This window comes from Pseudomonas sp. 910_21 (assembly GCF_052850735.1).
This window is the reverse complement of sequence record NZ_VXCY01000006.1, coordinates 365,196-383,281: the sequence shown is the minus strand read 5'-3', so window position 1 is coordinate 383,281 and position 18,086 is coordinate 365,196. Positions and strand designations below refer to the sequence as shown.

Annotated in this window: 6 protein-coding genes; 3 read left to right on the top strand and 3 right to left on the bottom strand. The window is 62.8% G+C overall.

The window, feature by feature from the left end:
* Positions 1-185: 185 nt before the first annotated feature.
* From FW796_RS20835 to mexE, 3 genes are read right to left on the bottom strand one after another with little or no spacing between them, the layout of a single operon-like run.
* Positions 186-1,607 carry a TolC family protein gene (locus FW796_RS20835; protein ID WP_346632819.1) on the bottom strand — a complete coding sequence of 474 codons (1,422 nt, stop codon included), beginning with the start codon at positions 1,605-1,607 and terminating at the stop codon, positions 186-188.
* Positions 1,604-4,783, bottom strand: a complete 3,180-nt coding sequence (locus FW796_RS20830) for an efflux RND transporter permease subunit (protein WP_346632820.1) — start codon at positions 4,781-4,783, stop codon at positions 1,604-1,606. The genes FW796_RS20835 and FW796_RS20830 overlap by 4 nt, the downstream gene beginning before the upstream one ends.
* A gap of 15 nt (positions 4,784-4,798) precedes the next feature.
* The gene (mexE, locus tag FW796_RS20825) at positions 4,799-6,046 is read right to left on the bottom strand and encodes a multidrug efflux RND transporter periplasmic adaptor subunit MexE (RefSeq protein WP_346632821.1); all 1,248 of its coding nucleotides are present in this window, start codon (positions 6,044-6,046) and stop codon (positions 4,799-4,801) included.
* An 833-nt stretch (positions 6,047-6,879) separates the two neighbouring features.
* Between mexE and fabD the strand changes: the two genes are divergently transcribed.
* Genes fabD through FW796_RS20810 form a run of 3 tightly spaced genes read left to right on the top strand, consistent with a single transcriptional unit; the run spans position 6,880 to position 18,047 of the window.
* On the top strand, positions 6,880-8,760 hold the full coding sequence (gene fabD, locus FW796_RS20820; protein ID WP_446439937.1) for an ACP S-malonyltransferase: 1,881 nt from the start codon (positions 6,880-6,882) through the stop codon (positions 8,758-8,760).
* A gap of 3 nt (positions 8,761-8,763) precedes the next feature.
* A complete protein-coding gene (locus tag FW796_RS20815) occupies positions 8,764-14,133 on the top strand; it encodes an amino acid adenylation domain-containing protein (protein WP_446439936.1) in 5,370 nt (1,789 codons plus the stop codon).
* Positions 14,133-18,047, top strand: coding sequence for a beta-ketoacyl synthase N-terminal-like domain-containing protein (locus tag FW796_RS20810; RefSeq protein WP_446439935.1), 3,915 nt, complete (start codon positions 14,133-14,135; stop codon positions 18,045-18,047). The genes FW796_RS20815 and FW796_RS20810 overlap by 1 nt, the downstream gene beginning before the upstream one ends.
* The last annotated feature ends 39 nt before the right edge of the window (positions 18,048-18,086 follow it).

Sequence of the window (18,086 nt, the reverse complement as noted above, 5' to 3'; positions counted from 1 at the left end):
GGCCGTGTAGCGTTCTGGCGGGCGCCTTCGCTGGCAAGCCAGCTCCTACGGTTGGCAGGGAATGCGTGGATATTTGCCGGCGAAGGCGTCCCTGAGACGAGCATAAAAAAAGCCCCGCGACCGAATGATCCACGGGGCCAAACATTGGTTGGTTGCGGCCAACCAAAGGAGCTCGTTGCAAATCCTTACTGGCTGGCGACCGTCTCTGGTTGCCAGCCACCACCCAGGGCCTTGTAGATGGCGACGATGCCACGGTACAGGTCGACTTCGGCCTGGGCCTGGGAATCTTCGGCCGCCAGGCGTTCACGCTGGGCGTCCAGCAGCACCAGGAAGTCCACGGTGCCTTCGCGGTAGCGGATCTCGGCCAGGTCCGCCGCGGCACGGCTGGACTCGCTCTGGCGGATCAGCGAGATCAGCCGTTGCTGGCGCTTGCCGTAGTCGCTGAAGGCATTTTCCGATTCCTCCAGGGCCAGCAGCACTTGCTGCTCGTAGCTGGCCAGGGCGCCATCGGCATTGGCGTCGGCACCCCGCAGGCGAGCCCGTACGCTGCCCAGATCAAAGGCCGCCCAGGTGATGCTCGGGCCCAGGGCCCAGGCACTGGCTGCCGATGAGCCGATCTGCGAACCGCGTCCGGCGGTGAAGCCGAGGAAGCCGCTGAGGCTGACCCGCGGGAACAGGTCGGCCTTGGCCACGCCAATCCGTGCGGTGGCCGCCGCCAGCTTGCGTTCGGCGCTGAGGATGTCGGGACGGCGCTGCAGCAGCTCGCCCGGATCACCAATCGGCAGGGCCTTGGCAATCGCCGGCAACTGCGCCGGCGACAGGTCGACGCTGAGTTTGTCCGGCCGTTCACCCAGCAGGGTGGCGATACGGTTGCGCTGGCGGGTCTGCTCCGCCTGCAGTTGCGGCACGCTGGCTTCCACCGAAGCCAGGCGGGCGTCGGCGCGGACCACGTCGAGCTGGTCGCCAACCCCGGCATCACGCAGGCTTTCGGTGATCTTGCGCGAGGCCTGCTGGTTGTTCAGGTTGGCCAGGGCGATCTTTTCCCGCAGTTGTGCGCCGCGCAGTTGGCCGTAGGCGTCCACCAGCTCGGCGATCATGGTCACCTGCAGCTGGTACAGGTCGGCCTCGGCCGCTTGCTGGTCGGCGTCGGTGGCTTCCAGGTTGCGCTGGATGCGGCCGAACAGGTCCAGCTCCCAGGCCATGTCCAGACCCAGGTCGTAGCGCTCGCTGTTGACCCGCTTGGTGGTCTGGCCCGGGATCTGCCCCTTGGCCAGGTCGCTGCTGGCGCGGCTGGTGATGGTGGGCATGGCGTCATTGCTGGCGTCATCACGAATCGCCCGGGCGGCCCGCAGGCGGGCGAAGGCCACCCGCAGTTCACGGTTGCCCTGCAACGACTGGCTCACCAGCTGGTTGAGGGTCGGGTCATCGAACTGCTGCCACCAGATGCCTTCGAAGCGTGCGCGGTCGAAGTTCTTCTGGCCCGCAGCGCCATCGGTGGCGGCGCTGATGTGCGCCGCCTCGGTGGTTGGCGTCTGGTAGTCCGGGCCGACGGCGCAGGCACTCAGGGCCAGCACCAGCAGGCTCGGCAGGAAGACTTTGGCACTCATTGTTGCGTCTCCAGTTGCAGGGCGCGGGCGGCCTTGCGGGCCTCGCTGCGCTCCACGTAATTGCGGATCAGGACATAGAACACTGGGGTCAGCAGCAAGCCGAAGAAGGTCACCCCGAGCATCCCGGCGAACACCGCGACCCCCATGGCATGACGCATTTCCGCACCGGCGCCGCTGGAGATCACCAGGGGGACCACGCCCATGATGAAGGCGAAGGAGGTCATCAGGATCGGCCGCAGACGCAGGCGGCAGGCTTCCAGTACCGCAGCCAGCGGATCGAGGCCTTCCTCTTGCTTGTCCTTGGCGAACTCGACGATCAGGATCGCGTTCTTGCAGGCCAGGCCCACCAGTACGATCAGGCCGATCTGGGTGAAGATGTTGTTGTCGCCACCGGAGATGATCACCCCGGTAATCGCCGACAGCAGGGTCATCGGCACGATCAGGATCACCGCCAGGGGCAGGCTCCAGCTCTCGTATTGCGCGGCCAGTACCAGGAAGGCCAGCAGTACGCAGAGCGGGAAGACGAACAGCGCAGTGTTACCGGCGAGGATCTGCTGGTAGGTCAGCTCGGTCCATTCGTAGGTCATGCCGTTGGGCAGTTCTTCCTTGAGCAGTTTCTCGATCGCCGCTTCCGCCTGCCCGGAGCTGTAGCCCGGAGCGGCCGCACCGTTGATTTCCGCGGTGACAAAGCCGTTGTAGTGCATCACGCGGTCGGGACCGGCGGTATCGCTGACCTTGATGAAGGTCGCCAGGGGAATCATCTCGCCCTTGTTGTTGCGCACTTTCAGCTGGCCAATCTGCTCGGGCTCGAGACGGAACTGCTGCTCGGCCTGGACGTTGACCTGATAGGTGCGGCCAAAGCGGTTGAAGTCGTTGGCATACAACGAACCCAGGTAGATCTGCAGGGTGTCGAAGATGTCGGAAATCGCCACGCCGTGGGTCTTGGCCTTTTCCCGGTCGATGGCCGCGTCCACCTGGGGCACGTTGACCTGATAGCTGGTGAACAGCCCGGCCAGTTCCGGCACGCTGCGGCTCTTGGTGATGACGTTCTGCACTTCTTTATACAACTCGTCGTAACCCAGGCCGCTACGGTCCTCTACCTGCAGGCGGAAGCCGCCAATGGTTCCCAGGCCCTGTACCGGCGGCGGTGGGAAGATCGCCATGTAGGCGTCCTGGATATCGGCGTACTTGCCGTTCAGGGCACCGGCGATGGCACCGGCGGACATGCTCGGGTCCTTGCGCTCATCAAAGGGCTTCAAGGTGACGAAGACGATGCCGTTGTTCGGGCTGTTGGTGAAGCCGTTGATCGACAGGCCAGGGAAGGCCACCGCGCTTTCCACGCCGGGCTGCTTGAGGGCGATGTCGGACATGCGCTTGATCACGTCTTCGGTGCGGTCCAGGCTCGCGGCGTCCGGCAGTTGGGCGAAGGCCACCAGGTATTGCTTGTCCTGGGCCGGAACGAAACCGGTCGGGGTGTGGGCGAAGCCGAACCAGGTCAGCACCATCAGGCCGGCATAGAGGAACAGGGCGATGCCGCTGCCGCGGATGACTCGGCGCACCGTGCCGACGTAACCATGGCTGGCGCGGTCGAAGAAGCGGTTGAACGGCTTGAACAGCCAGCCCCCCAGCAACTTGTCGAGGATCTTCGAGAAGCGGTCCTTGGGTGCATGGTGTTCCTTGAGCAATACCGCGGCCAGGGCCGGCGACAGGGTCAGGGAGTTGAAGGCCGAGATCACTGTGGAAATGGCGATGGTCAGGGCGAACTGCTTGTAGAACTGCCCGGTCAGGCCGCTGATAAAGGCCGCCGGTACGAACACCGCGCACAGCACCAGGGCGGTGGCGATGATCGGGCCGGTCACTTCACGCATGGCGCGCTTGGTGGCCTCCACCGGGTTCAGCCCCAGGCCGATGTTTCGTTCGACGTTCTCCACCACCACGATGGCGTCGTCCACCACGATACCGATGGCCAGCACCAGGCCGAACAGCGACAGGGCATTGAGCGAGAAACCGAACAGGTGCATCACCGCGAAGGTGCCGATCAGCGACACCGGTACGGCCACCAGCGGGATGATCGAGGCGCGCCAGGTCTGCAAGAACAGGATCACCACCAGCACCACCAGGATCAGGGCTTCGAACAGGGTGTGCACCACGGCCTCAATGGAGCCACGGACGAAGATGGTCGGGTCGTAGACGATGCTGAAGTCCATGCCTTGCGGGAAGCTCTGCTTGAGTTCGGCCATCTTGGCCCGCACTTCATTGGAGATCTCGATGGCGTTGGAACCCGGACGCTGGAAGATCGGGATCGCCACCGCCGGCTGGTTGTTGAGCAGGGAACGCAGGGCGTACTGGCTCGACCCCAGCTCGATGCGGGCGATGTCTTTCAGGCGGGTGATTTCACCGTCACTACCTGCACGGATGATGATGTTCTCGAACTCTTCCTCGGTCACCAGGCGGCCCTGGGTGTTGACCGACAGCTGGAAGCTGGTGGCGCTGGGTGCAGGCGGCGCGCCCAGGGCACCGGCGGCGACCTGGCGGTTCTGTTCACGGATGGCGGTGACCACATCGGTGGCGGTCAGGTTGCGCGAGGCGGTCTTGTTCGGATCGAGCCAGACCCGCAGCGAGTAGTCGCCCATGCCGAACAGCTGCACATCCCCGACGCCGCCCAGGCGCGCCAGCTCATCCTTGATGTTGAGCAGGGCGTAGTTGGACAGGTAGAGCATGTCGTAGCGTTTGTCCGGCGAAGTCAGGTGGACCACCATGGTCAGGTCCGGAGAGGCCTTGTCCACGGTGATACCAATGCGCGTCACTTCTTCGGGCAGCTTGGGCTGGGTGCGGGTCACGCGGTTCTGTACCTGCACCTGGGCGTTGTCCAGGTCGGTGCCCAGGGCGAAGGTGATGGTCAGGGTGATCTTGCCGTCAGCGGTGGATTGCGAGGACATGTAGAGCATGTTCTCGACCCCGGTAATCGCCTGTTCCAGGGGCGCGGCCACGGTTTCACCGATGACTTTCGGGTTGGCCCCGGGGAAGTTGGCGCGCACCACCACGGTGGGCGGCACCACTTCCGGGTATTCGCTGATGGGCAGCTGGAACAGCGAGATGGCGCCGGCGATCAGGATCAGCAGCGACAGCACCGCGGCGAAGATCGGCCTTGAAATGAAGAACTGGGAAAAATTCATCTTGAGAGTCGTCCCTTAACCGCGCGGTGTCGCAGCGGCGAGTTTCACAGCCGGAGCCGCCTTGGCAGGGGTGACCTGCGGCAGGTTGCTGGCTTCCAGTGCTTGGCGTTGTTGGGCCAGGGCGGCGAGGGTTTCCTTGCTGGCCATGGGGATCACTTCAGGCGCTACCGGGGCGCCGGGACGCGCCCGTTGCAAGCCCTTGACGATGATGGTGTCGTCCTTGCTCAGCCCGTTGCGCACGATGCGCAGGCCTTCGATCTTCGGCCCCAGTTCCACGGCGCGGTAGGCCGGCTTGTTGTCGGCGTCCATCACCAGCACGAACTTCTTGCCCAGGTCGGTGCCCACGGCTTCATCGCTGATCAGCATCGCCGAGTAGGTGCCGCTGCCCACCAGTTTCAGGCGTGCGTAGAGGCCCGGGGTGTAGCTGCCGTCGCTGTTGTCGAACACCGCGCGGCCACGGATGGTGCCGGTCTTGGGGTTGACCTGGTTGTCGACGAAGTTCATCTGCCCCAGGTGCGGGTGACCGTCTTCATTGGACAGGCCCAGGTACACCGGGGTGGCCTGGCCGCGCTGACCCTGGCGGGCGAGCTGGGTGTACTTGAGGTACACACGCTCGTCAGCGTCGAAGTAGGCGTAGACCTTGTCGGTGGAGACCAGGCTGGTGAGCGGGGTGACATCGGCGCTCACCAGGTTGCCGGCGGTGATCTGCGCGCGGCTGACCCGGCCGCTGATGGGCGCCACGACCCGGGTAAAGCTCAGGTTGAGCTTGGCCACATCCAGTTGTGCCTGGATCGCATCGACCCCGGCTCGGGCTTCCTGGGCGGCGCTGGTGCGGGTGTCGGCCAGCTCGGCGGAAATCGCGTTGCTGGTCAGCAGGCGCTGACCGCGCTGGGCTTCATTGGCACTGCGGGTGGCGGTAGCCCGGGCCTGTTGCAACTGGGCTTCGAGGCGGCGTACTTCAGCCTGGAAGGGGCGCGGGTCGATCTGGAACAGCAGGTCGCCTTTCTTTACCAGGGCGCCTTCGGTGAAGGCCACCTGATCGATCTGGCCCGAGACCCGTGGGCGAATCTCTACAGTTTCCGGGGCTTCCAGGCGCCCGGTGAACTCATCCCATTCGTTGACCGGCTGTTCCAGCACCTTGGCCACGCTGACTTTGGCAGCGGGCGGGGCGGAGGCGGTTTCCGGGGCCTTGCCGCAGGCACTCATGACCAGTACGGCGAGGGCGGCTAAGGGGTAACGCAAGAATTTGACTGACTGGTCCATGGTTCATCCGCCAAGGTAATTTGAGATGGGCGGATGATGCTCGGCAGGGTGGTATCTCACGAATCGAATGAAGCGAAGGTAACTATCATTCGGAATGATATAAGCCCCAGGCAAGCCCTCTAGCCTGCACCTTTCGTTAGGGGGCTATCAATCCCCTGGCGTGCAATTCAGTCTTGCCGTCGGTGCAACATTGCGGCGCGAGTCGAACTTGAGTCCTGACCTCCGGTCTGCCCGATATAACAGACCAAGAATGGTATCGAGGACAACCAAGGTAATGGCATTGGCTTCATCATTTGAATGGCGACAGTCTTTTATTAACTAACCACCTGAATAGTTAATCGTTTGAATAGTATGTTGATGTCAATTTAAGTTATTGAGTGGCCTTTTGCTGCTAGTTGCTCGTTTTCTGTGTTGTTCAGATATAAAATTTATATATTAAATTCTGTCCCTGCTTTTCAGGTCATTTTATTTTTGTTGCGCTATGGTTTTTCTATTTGGCTATATAAGCTATTGTTTTTGTTGATAAAAATATTTATGTTTCAGTGATGTTTCTAGATGATTTATTTTCTCTTCCAAGGTGAATGTCTTTCCTGAAATTTATTTCACACCTTTTCACAATAGCCTTTAAAAAACCTGTGCTAGGTTTCACCACCGATGCTTTTCGGTTGTTGTGTCTGCTGTGTCGGCTGCGCCTGAAAGCTCCTCTATAACCGCTTGGCGCTAATCAATCTTTCCTATATAGGCTACGGCAGTCTGCTGTAGGCCGAGTGTTCGGGAATGCCTGAATCAAATAGATCTTTGAGGCGCGACTGTACCTGCTAAAAGGTGAATTAATGCAGAAGATCTATGTTTTCCCCGGTCAAGGGGCGCAATTCAAGGGCATGGGCAATGAGGTGTTCGACAAGTTCAAAGCCTATACAAATCTGGCCAGCGACATTCTTGGTTACTCCATCGTCGACCTGTGTCTGGAAGATCGGGATCAGCGCCTGAACCAGACCCAGTACACCCAGCCAGCGCTTTATACGGTCAGTGTTCTGATGTACCTGGATCGCTTGCAGAGCGCCGCCGGTACAGGGCAGGTGGCCTATTTCGCCGGCCATTCGCTGGGTGAGTACTGCGCGCTTTTTGCTGCCGAAGGTTTTGATTTCGCCACCGGGCTGCAACTGGTCCAGCGCCGCGGCTACTTGATGAGCCAGGCTCCCAAGGGCGGCATGGCCGCCGTGCTCGGATTGAGCGAGGCGACCGTCCGTTCCATCCTGCGCGATAAAGGCTTGGACGCTATCGACCTGGCCAATATCAACTCGCCCGATCAGATCATCCTTTCCGGCCTGCACGACGATATTGCCAGTGAGCGTACCCGGGCTTTTTTCGAGCAGGCCGGGGCCAGCTATTTCCCGCTGAACGTCAGTGCCGCCTTTCACTCGCGTTACATGAAGGAGGTTGAGCACCAGTTCGCCGATTACCTGAAGGGGTTCGCGCTGCAACCCCTGAAGACCCCCGTCATCTCGAACATGACGGCGCGTCCTTATCCGCAGCGCGATTACGCTGCCATCCTCAGTGGGCAGATCAGTCACCCGGTGAAGTGGTACGAGAGTGTTTCATGGCTGCTGACCCAGGATGTCCACCCGATCGAGGAGATTGGGCCGGGCAATGTCCTGACCAAGCTGACCGACAAGATTCTCAAGTCTGCGATGCTCATCCCGCTGCCTGCTGTGACCTCCGTCCCGGTTACCCCAGTGCAGCAGGACACGATCTTCATGTATGGCGGGCAGGGCACCCAGTACTTTCAGATGGGGCGCGAGCTGTACCAGCACAACCCGGCCTTTCGCCAACAGATGGATGAGTGCAGTGCCCTGGTGGAAGCGCAGGCGGGGTTTTCCCTGGTCAAGGTGCTCTACGATGAGTCGCGCCGAGTGTACGAGCCGTTCGACAAGATTGTGCACACCCATCCGGCGCTGTTCGCCATCGGCTATAGCCTGACCGCCATGCTGCGGGCCGAAGGCGTAGCGCCCAAGGCCGTCCTGGGCTACAGCCTGGGCGAGTACATCGCCCTGGCGGTCAGTGGCTGCCTGTCCTGGCAGGACGGGCTGCGTCTGACCTTGCGCCAATCACAGGTGCTGGCCGATCACTGCCCCGAAGGGGGGATGCTCAGCGTCCTGGCGCCCGTGGAGCACCTGCAGCAACACCCTGAACTCTATCGTCAGGTGGAACTGGCGGGTGTCAACTTTGCTGACAACTTCTGTGTTTCCGGCGCCCAGGCGGAGTTGGCCCTGGTCAAGCGCAGCCTGGATGCCATGGGGGTCATTTCCATGGAACTCCCTGTCCGCTATCCGTTTCACTCCAGTCATATCGAGCCGATTCACACCCGGATGCTGTCGATCCTGGAAGGCATCGAGTTCCGGGCACCGAGCATTCCCTGCTACTCCTGCACGTTGGCCCGTGCCGTCCACGCCGGTGATCTGGCGAATGCCCCGGACTACCTGTGGCGCATCATCCGCCAGGCCGTCGATTTCCATGGCCTGCTCAAACACCTGTCGGGCAGTGACAGCCAGGCGTTGCTGGTGGATCTGAGTGCAACGGGCTCGCTGGCCAACTTCATCAAATACACCCGTCCCAACAGCCTCAAGTACAGCCATTCGATCAATCAGTTCGGCAAGGACCTGAGCAACGTTCAAATCCTTCTCAACGAAATCACCGGCCGTTCAGGGGAGTAACCCATGTCAGTCAATCCTGTTCCATTGGAATGGCGCGTCAACGTGCGCGCTTTCAACCACGAAGTGGGTTTCCATCAACTGTTTGATGCCAGGTCACAGGCGACTCCAGACGCGATTGCACTGGTGGATGCAGAGCACAGCCTGAGCTATCGCCAATTGGCGGAAAAGAGCACTCAACTGGCGGCTTATCTGGTCGGCCAGGGGGTGGAGGCCGGTTCGCGTGTCGCGATTTTCATGAACCGCTCCCTGGACCTGGTGGTGGCGATGCTCGCCATCGCCCGTGCCGGTGCGACCTATGTTCCGCTGGACCCGGCGTATCCCGAACAGCGCTTGCGCTACATGCTCGAGGACAGCGACAGCCGTTGGGTGCTGACCCAGGCCGCGGTTGAGCCGATGCTTGCGGCACTGTTGGGCGAACACTGCACCAGCCTCGCCCTGGACCGCCAATGGCCGCTGGTTGCCGGGTTCCAGGAACCCCTGCCGGCGTTGGCGACGGCTGCCGACAGCCTGGCCTACGTCATCTATACCTCCGGCAGCACGGGCCAACCCAAAGGGGTGATGATCAGTCATCGCGCCCTGAGCAACTTCCTCCTGTCGATGGCCGAAGAGCCCGGCATGTCTGCCGATGACACCTTGCTCGCCGTCACCACCCATTGTTTCGATATCTCCGGTCTGGAATTGCTCCTGCCGTTGATCGTCGGTGGCTGCTGTCACCTGTGTCCGGCTGAGGCTGTGAGCGATGCCGGGCAACTGAAGGCGCTGATGGCCCAGGTCCGGCCGACCCTCATGCAAGCAACCCCGGCGACCTGGATGATGCTGTTCCACTCCGGTTGGCAACCCTCGGCGCAGTTGCGCATTCTGTGTGGCGGCGAGCCGTTGTCGGAGGCCTTGAAAGGCTGTTTCGAACAGGCCGGGTGCGCCGTCTGGAACATGTTCGGACCAACCGAAACCACCATCTGGTCGACCCTGCAAAAGCTGCAGCCCGGCCAGCCGGTATCCATTGGCCGTCCCATCGCCAACACTCGGCTTTACCTGCTGCGCGACGATGACAGTCATTGCGCCATCGGTGAACCGGGGGAGTTGTGCATCGCGGGCCTCGGGTTGGCCGACGGCTATTTGAACCGTCCCGACCTGAGCGCCGAAAAATTCATCGACCATCCCCTCGAAACCACCGGCAAGCTCTACCGCACCGGCGACCTTGCCTGCTGGCGGGCCGATGGTCTGTTGCAGCACTTGGGGCGAATCGACAATCAGGTGAAAATTCGCGGCTACCGGGTTGAAGTGGGTGATATCGAAACTCACCTGGACAGTCACCCCGAGGTCCTGCAAGCGGTGGTCGTGGCTCGGCAACAGGCCGGTTCCAATCAACTGGTGGGCTACTTCGTCCCGCGTGATCCGAACGCGGCCGACGCCTCCCTGGCCGGGCGCTTGAAAACCTGGCTAAGCGGGCAGTTGCCCGGCTTCATGGTGCCGGGTTTTCTCCTGCCCCTGGACAGCATTCCGCTGACGCCCAATGGCAAGGTCGACCGCAAGCTGCTGGCACAGCGGCCCATTTCCGTGAGCGCGGCCACCCGCACCGCAGGGCAGGGGGAGGTGGAACGCTACATCATCGATCAATGGCAAACCTTGCTCGGGGTGGAGGACATCCAGCCTGACAGCCTGTTTGCCGAGATGGGCGGCAATTCCATTTCGGCCAATGCCTTTCTGGTCCACCTCAACCAGCGTTTCGGCAGGCAATTGACCTTGGTCGACCTGGCCAGTCACGCCAGCCCGACGGCCATCGCCCAACTGATTCTTTCCGGTCCAGAAACATCGCCGCAGGTGATTGCCCCCGCACCTGGACGCCGCGAGCCGCGGGTCAATCACCGCGACGATTCGCACCAGGACATCGCCATTGTCGGCCTGGCTTGCAGCTTCGCGCAGGCGCCGTGCGCGCAGGCCTTTTGGGACAACGTCCTGGCCGGGCGCAACTGCATCACTTCCTCGGCCCAGGAACGCCCGCACCTGGGCCCGGCCGATGCGCCGTTGTGGGGTGGGTTCATCCCGGGTGCGTTCGATTTCGACCCGGGCTTTTTCCGTGTGGCGCCCAAGGAGGCGCAACTGATCGACCCTCAGCAGCGACTGATGCTCACCTGCACCTGGCGGGCACTGGAAGACGCCGGCATCAGTGCCCAGGCGTTCAGCCAGCGGCGCACCGGGGTGTTCATCGCCGCTTCACAGAACGATTACGCCGTGGTGGCGTCGCAAGATGAAGAAAACCAGGGCTATCTGGTCACAGGGCATCTGGCGTCCATGGTCGCCAATCGGCTGTCCTACACCCTGGACCTCGTCGGTCCCAGCGAGTGCATCGAGACCACCTGTTCGTCTTCGCTGGTGGCCCTGCATCGGGCGATTCGGGCGATCCGGCATCACGAGTGCGAGCAAGCGGTGGTCGGTGGGGTCAACCTGTTGCTGTCCCCCGAACACTTCCACAGTTACCAGGCCATGGGCTTGCTCAGCCCCGACCAGAGCACCCGTTCCTTCCAGGCCGGGGCCAATGGCTACGTGCGTTCCGAAGGCGTCGCGGTGGTGATTCTCAAGCCGCTGGCCCAGGCGTTGGCCGACAATGACCGGATCGCCGCCGTCATCAAGGGCAGCAGCGTGAGTCACGGTGGGCGTTCTTCTTCGCTGACGGCTCCGAACCGGGAAGGCATCAGCGGCGCCATGCTCGATGCACTGGCGGATGCCCAGGTAACGCCGCAGTCGCTGGGCTACATCGAAACCCATGGCACCGGCTCCTTGTTGGGCGACAGCGTTGAAGTGAGCGCCCTGACAGCAGCGTTCGCCGAACATGACGCCGATGGATCGGTCGCCCAGGGCTGCACCTTGGGCAGCTTGAAACCGTGCATCGGCCATAGCGAAGTGGCCTCTGGAATGGCGGCGCTGATCAAGGTGGTGTTCGCCTTGCAGCAGGGGATCAAGCCGGGCGTGCCGGGCGTGACCCAAGAGGACATCGCCCGGTTGTGGGCTGACAGCGCGTTCCGGATCAGTGCGCAGAACCAGCCCTGGATCGCCAGCCCCCAGGCCGGCTCGCCCCGGCGCGCGGCCATCAACAGCTATGGCTTTGGGGTCAACGCCCACCTGATCGTCGAGCAATATTGCCCGCCGGACACCGTTCGCCCCGAGGATGACGCCGCACAATGGCTGGTGTTTTCCGCCAGAACCCCGGCGCAACTGGCGAGCGTCCTGGAGCAGCAATTGAATCACCTGCAGGGCCAGCCACAGGTGCGGCTGCGGGATCTGGCCTACACCCTGCAAGTGGGCCGCGAAGCGCTCAAGGTGCGCCTGGCGTTTGCCGCGGCCTCTATCGCCGAGGTGTGCGAGCAGTTGACCCTGGCCTTGCAAGCCCTGGCCGAAGACTCAGCGGATACAGCGTGGCCAAGTCGCATTTTTTACAGCGGCCAGCCGCATGCAGCTGATCGCGAACCGGACGCCGTGGGCGCGCAATGGGTCGCCGGCGCGGTGATCGACTGGCAGGCCGTGCATCCCCGGGGCAGCGCGAAGAAACTGGCGCTGCCCGGTTATCCGTTCCAGTTCAAGACCTACAACGCCCTGAACCCGGAGCAACCGACGGTGGCGGCCAGCCCCGGCGGGCGGCGGATTTGCGTGATCGGTGCCGGCCCCGGCGGTCTGGTGATGGCCAAATCGCTGCTCGAAGAAGGGCATCAGCCGGTGGTGTACGAGGCCCAGGAGACTCTGGGCGGGGTGTGGAATCTCAAGCGCGACAAGCAGGTGGGCACCTACACCACCACCCGGTTCCAGAACTCCAGGGACACCAGTTTCTTTTCCGACTTCTATCCCGAAGACGTCAGCGACACCTTTCCCAATGTCCACGATGTGCGGCGCTACCTCGATGCCTATGCCGCGCGTTTTGACCTGGCGCGCCACATTCACTGCCGCTCCCGGGTGGTTTCGGTCCAGTCCCGGGACGGCGGCTGGGAGGTGGAAATCGAATCCTCAGGAACCCGTCGCCGGGAAATGTTCGATGGGGTCGCACTGTGCCACGGGCGCTATCAGATTCCTCAGCATGCGCGCATTCCCGGTCTGGATACCTTCACCGGCCAAGTGCTGCATTCGGGACAGTATTTCGACAATGCACCACTGGCGGGCAAGCGCGTCCTGGTGATCGGCAACGGCGTCAGCGGCATGGACATCGCCGGGGAAGCCAGCAAGGTCGCCGCCAAAGTCTATTGGAGTCAGCGTTCGCGCAAGTTCATCCTGCCGCGCATGGTCGGCTTTGTGCCCAATGACTTTGTGTCGCCTGCCAACCTGTTGATCCCCGACATTCTGCGGGCACAACGCAATATCGATCGTCTGCAGCTGGCGCTGCCGGCCTTCAGCGAGGCCCTGCAGCGCAGTGGGTTGCAGCCGAGCCTGACTGAGTTCCGTCAGCACCCGTTCATTCATATCAATGATGAAGTCGTGGATCTGGTCAACGCCGGGAAGATCGAAACGATCTTCGGCCAGGTGGAGAAGTTTGCCGGCGCCCGATGCTTCCACGTCGGCCATGAGCAGGTCCTTGAAGACATCGATGTGGTGGTGCTGTGCACCGGCTACCGCACCGGAGCGCTGTATGACTATGTGCAAGGTCTGGAGCCGGTTCGGGACTTGGCCATGGGCCTGTTCTACCGGGACGACCCGCGCTTGTTCAACCAGTACGGGCTGCAGGAAATCGGTGTGATCGGCACCTTCCCGTACCTGGAAATGGCGTCGCGCTGGTACGCCCAGGTGGTCTCCGGCAACTACCGTCTGAGCCAGCAGGAGCTGGCGCAAACCGCCGACACCGACAAGATCATCATGGCGCCCCTGGCCAGTGTGGTGATCGGCATGAAGCTGGGCCTGGTGCCGGACCCGGCGCGGGAATTCAAGGCCTTCTGGAGCCTGCTCAATACCCCGTGTTTCCCCGCCCAGTACCGCCTGCGAGGCCCCCACGCCAATGCCGGGGCGGCGGCCATCGTCGCCCGGAGCCGCAAGCGGGCCTTCATCCAGGACGAGAGCGGCGACCCTGAAATCAGCAAGGTCAAGGCCCGTCTGCTGGCCGGCTTGGGCAGCGAGGTGCTGGCCAGCCTGGCGACCGAGCAACAGATCAGCGCCCAGGAGCATCAGGCGGCCTTGGCTGAGCTCGACGATCCGTTGCACATCGATTGGGACAGCCAGTTCCTGATCCCCCTCAGTGACCGCGCGCGGGTGCTCGACCAGGCCACTGAAGTCCTGGATCAGGTGACCGCCGAGCACGATGGCGTGTACCTGAGCCTGATTCGCAAGATCCAGAACAAAGAAATCAACGCAGACAATTTTCTGTCGGAACTGCAGAAAATCTCGAGGGCCTCGTGATGCCGTACCTGAACGCTTTTATCGACAAGGTTTCCAGCCAGAGCATTTCCGAAGCCCAGGCGCTGGATGTGATCCGGCAACTCCATGGGGCTGTGCATCAGCCCGTAGCGGCCCAGGCACCGGGTTCAGTTTCCGAGGCACAGGTGCTGGCCGAGCTGATCGGGTTTCTGGCCACCACCCTGCACCTGGATCGCAGCGATATCGACCCGCAGCGTGACCTGGCCGACTACGGCTTCAGTTCCATTTCCCTGATGGAGTTCTCCCAGCGCATCGCCAGCCACTTTCGCGGTTTGCACCTGGCACCGTCGACCTTCATGGAGCATGCCTCGCTGGCGGCCCTGGCGCTTCACATCGCGCCCAGGGTCAGCCTTGAAGCAGTCCCCGCGGTGGCGCCCGGGCACCTCGAACATCTGGTCGCCGATCGCTTGCAGCGCTACTTTGACGAGCACGGCCATATGGCCGGGGCCACGGTCCAGCCGATTACCCGGGCCGTGCGCGCAGCGAGCGGGCAGGGGCCTCGGCCAGTTGCCGCCACAGGGACGGACAGGCACGGCGATACCTCGGCCCTGACCGACGATATTGCGATTATCGGCATGTCCGCTCGCCTGCCAAAGTCCACTGGCCTGGATGACTTCTGGCAGCGTCTGGTGGCCGATGAAACCTTCATTTCCGAGGTGCCGGCCGACCGCTGGGATTGGCGGGCGATCTTTGGCGGCATTGACAGCCCGGACAAGACCGACTGCTACCACGGCGCCTTTATCGACGGCGTGGGTGATTTCGATCCGCTGCATTTCAATATTTCCCCTCGCGAAGCCCTGTTGATCGACCCGCAGCATCGACTGATGCTGCAAGCCGTCTGGGAAACCCTGGAAACCGCCGGCTATCAGCGTGATCAATTGCGCCAACAGAAAGTCGGGGTGTTCCTGGGCATCGAACGCAAGGACTATGCCGACCTGATCCGTGCCAGCCAGGTGGAGATCGACGGCCACCTGAACACCGGCAACGCCCATGCCATGCTGGTCAACCGCATCGCTCATTACTTTGACTGGAAGGGCCCGGTGTCGACGGTTGACGCGGCCTGCACCAGCTCCTTTGTCGCCATCGACAGGGCCATCACGGCGCTGCGTCTCGGTCAGGCCCAGGTGGCTATCGCCGGGGGCGTCAACCTGGTGTTGAGCCCGGAAGTGAATGTCTACAACCGCAAGCTGGGCCTGTTTACCGGCGACGGAGTCGTCCGTCCCTTCGACAAGCAGGCCAACGGGCACTTTTTCAGTGATGGCCTGGGCGTGGTCATGCTCAAGCGGCTGTCGGTGGCCGAGCGCGACAACGATACGATCCTCGGTGTCATCAAGGGCATGTCGGTGCGTCATGGCGGCAAGAGTCTCTACCTCACCGCGCCCAATGCCGAAATCCATTGCGAAACCATCATCGAGGCACTGCAGCAGGCGGGCCTGCAAGCCCAGGACATCGACTACATCGAAGCCCAGGGCACTGCCAACCCGATGGCCGACGATGTGGAGCTCAACGCCTTCGACAAGGTCTTCAAAGGCTGCGCCAGCAAGCCGGCCCTGGGTACGCTCAAAGGCCAGTTGGGGCATTTCTCCGGGGCTTCCGGGGTGATCTCGCTGATCAAGAGCCTGTTGGCGTTCAAGCACGACACCTTGATAAAGATCGCCAACCTGCAGCACTTCAACTGGGACCCGCAACGGGGCGACTTTGCCTGCGAACCGGTGCGCCAGACCGCTCCCTGGGCGCACAAGGCGCTGGAGAACCAGCGCCAGGCCCGGCATATCGGCATCCACAACTACGGCTTCGGCGGTGTCACGGGCCATATGGTGCTCGGCGAGTACCTCGACCCTCAGGCCAACCGCGTGCCGCCACAGGTCGCGGGCGAACAGGCGATCCTGCTGTCCGCGCGCACCGCGGATCAGCTTGAGCAGATAGCCAAACGTTTGCTTGCCCATCTGCAATCCCCCGAGGCCGGGCAGTTGACCCTGCAGGGCGTTGCCAACACCTTGCAGACCGGCCGCGAACACTTCGATTATCGCGCCGTGGTATTTGCCGATTCGCTGGCGGTATTGGCCGAGCGCCTGGCGCTGCTGTTGTCCGGCAAGGAAGAGGCGGGCGCCTTTCTCAAGTGCGATCTGGAAACCGGCAAGGACGTGCGTCAACTGTTTGCCAGCAGCGAGATGCACGCCATCGTCAGCCAGTGGCTCGATGAGGGTAACCAGCGTGGCCTGGGCCGCGTCTGGGTGGCTGGGGTCACGGTGGATTGGCCGCGTTTGTATGCCGGCCAGCCAGCGCTGAAAAAGGTCCAGCTGCCCACCTATCCCTTTGCCCGGCATTGGTTGTGGGTGCCCCAGGCAGGTGCCGGCCGTCCGGCTGCCGGCTCGGGCGCCGCGCCGCTCTCGGCGATCCTGCAGCGCAACGTTTCAACCTTCATGGCGCAAAAGTACCGTTCGGACTTCACCGGGCAGGAGCCCTGGTTTGTCGAGCGCAGTGCTGACCAGTCCCGGCGTTTTGTCGAGCTGGCGCATTTGCACATGCTGATCCAGGCCGCGCAGCAGGCCGCCGAAGTGGCGGCCGACGAGCCGCTGGATCTGTTGCTGCACGACCTCATTTTTCCCCACCCGCTGTGGGTGAATCAGCAGCCGGTGACGGTGGAGTTGACCCTGGTGCCTGGTGCCAACGACGTGATCGATTACCGCATCAGTACTCTGGGCGAGGTCGACGCCGTGCTCAATATCTGCGGTCAGGCGCTGTTCGAGCGGCGTCAGGCCCCGACCGCGCGGCGCCTCGTCATTCACTCGGGCGAGCCCGGCTGGTACCCGGTGCTGCAGCCTGAGACGGTGCTGGTGCAACTGACTCGATTGCTGGCCCAGGCCCAGGCCTGCGAGGTCGCGGCCCTCACGCTGCTGTCGGTGGATGAGGTGATCGTGCAGGGCGCCCTGGAAGGGGCCGCCTGGCTATGGCTGCGCGCCTCCGAAAATGACTTTGCCCAAGTGGAGATGCCCTCCACGGTTTCTCGCCTGGACATCGATATCTGTGACGCCCAGGGTGCAGTCCTGATGCAGCTGCGGGACCTGGTGTGCAGTCATGCCGAACCTCTGATTGCGCAGGCTGTGCCCGCCGTGGTGAGCATGCCCGAGCAGATCAAGGGCATGATCCCGACGCTCAATGGCACCGGCGCCATGACCACGGTGCTACCGGCTTGCTCGCAAATGTTTGTCGACTGTGCTGCCACCGCGACCGGCGAGGTGATGGACATGGGCTGCGCCTATGGCGTGGCGACGGTTGCGGCCCTGGAGCAGGGGGCGCGGGTGTTGGCCGTGGATATTGAAGAGCAGCACCTGACGATTCTCGCCAACAGCGTGGCGCCACGCTTGCGGGGCCGCCTGAGTACCCAGGCCGGTGCATTGCCGGACCTGGATTTTGCAGCGAATCGATTCCAGGCCATCCATGCCGCCCGGGTCCTGCATTTCCTGGCGCCCGAGGCTTTTCGCCAATCGATCCGCAAGATGGCCCAGTGGCTGGCGCCGGGCGGTCGCTTGTTCCTGATCTGCGACACCCCGTACTTCCCGCACTGGGCGGCCCGGGTCGAGGAATACGAACGGCTGAACGCCGCGGGTGAGGAGTGGCCGGGTTACATCGCCGACATCGCCGGCTACTTCCGCAGCCGGGCCCAGGCCAGTGCCTCCAACGCCATCGACAGCGCCAGCCACGCCAGCGATGCCCTCAACGGCACCCCGCTGATCAATCTGGTGGACCCCGAGATCCTGATCCGTGAATGCCAACTCGCCGGGTTGCAGGTGGAAGAGGCCGGGTATGAAGGATTGGCCATCGACTATGCCGGCCAGGCCGCCAGCGGCGGTGTCGAGCATGCCAGCGTGATCGCGATCAAACCTCTCGCTTGAGCCCTTGCGCCTGAACCCTGCGCAGCCCGCGCCCCACTT

Bases quoted from the DNA above. Each gene is read 5' to 3' on its own strand.
- mexE (WP_346632821.1), bottom strand. From the start codon at position 6,046: ATGGACCAGTCAGTCAAATTCTTGCGTTACCCCTTAGCCGCCCTCGCC.
- fabD (WP_446439937.1), top strand. From the start codon at position 6,880: ATGCAGAAGATCTATGTTTTCCCCGGTCAAGGGGCGCAATTCAAGGGC.
- FW796_RS20830 (WP_346632820.1), bottom strand. From the start codon at position 4,783: ATGAATTTTTCCCAGTTCTTCATTTCAAGGCCGATCTTCGCCGCGGTG.
- FW796_RS20810 (WP_446439935.1), top strand. From the start codon at position 14,133: ATGCCGTACCTGAACGCTTTTATCGACAAGGTTTCCAGCCAGAGCATT.
- FW796_RS20815 (WP_446439936.1), top strand. From the start codon at position 8,764: ATGTCAGTCAATCCTGTTCCATTGGAATGGCGCGTCAACGTGCGCGCT.
- FW796_RS20835 (WP_346632819.1), bottom strand. From the start codon at position 1,607: ATGAGTGCCAAAGTCTTCCTGCCGAGCCTGCTGGTGCTGGCCCTGAGT.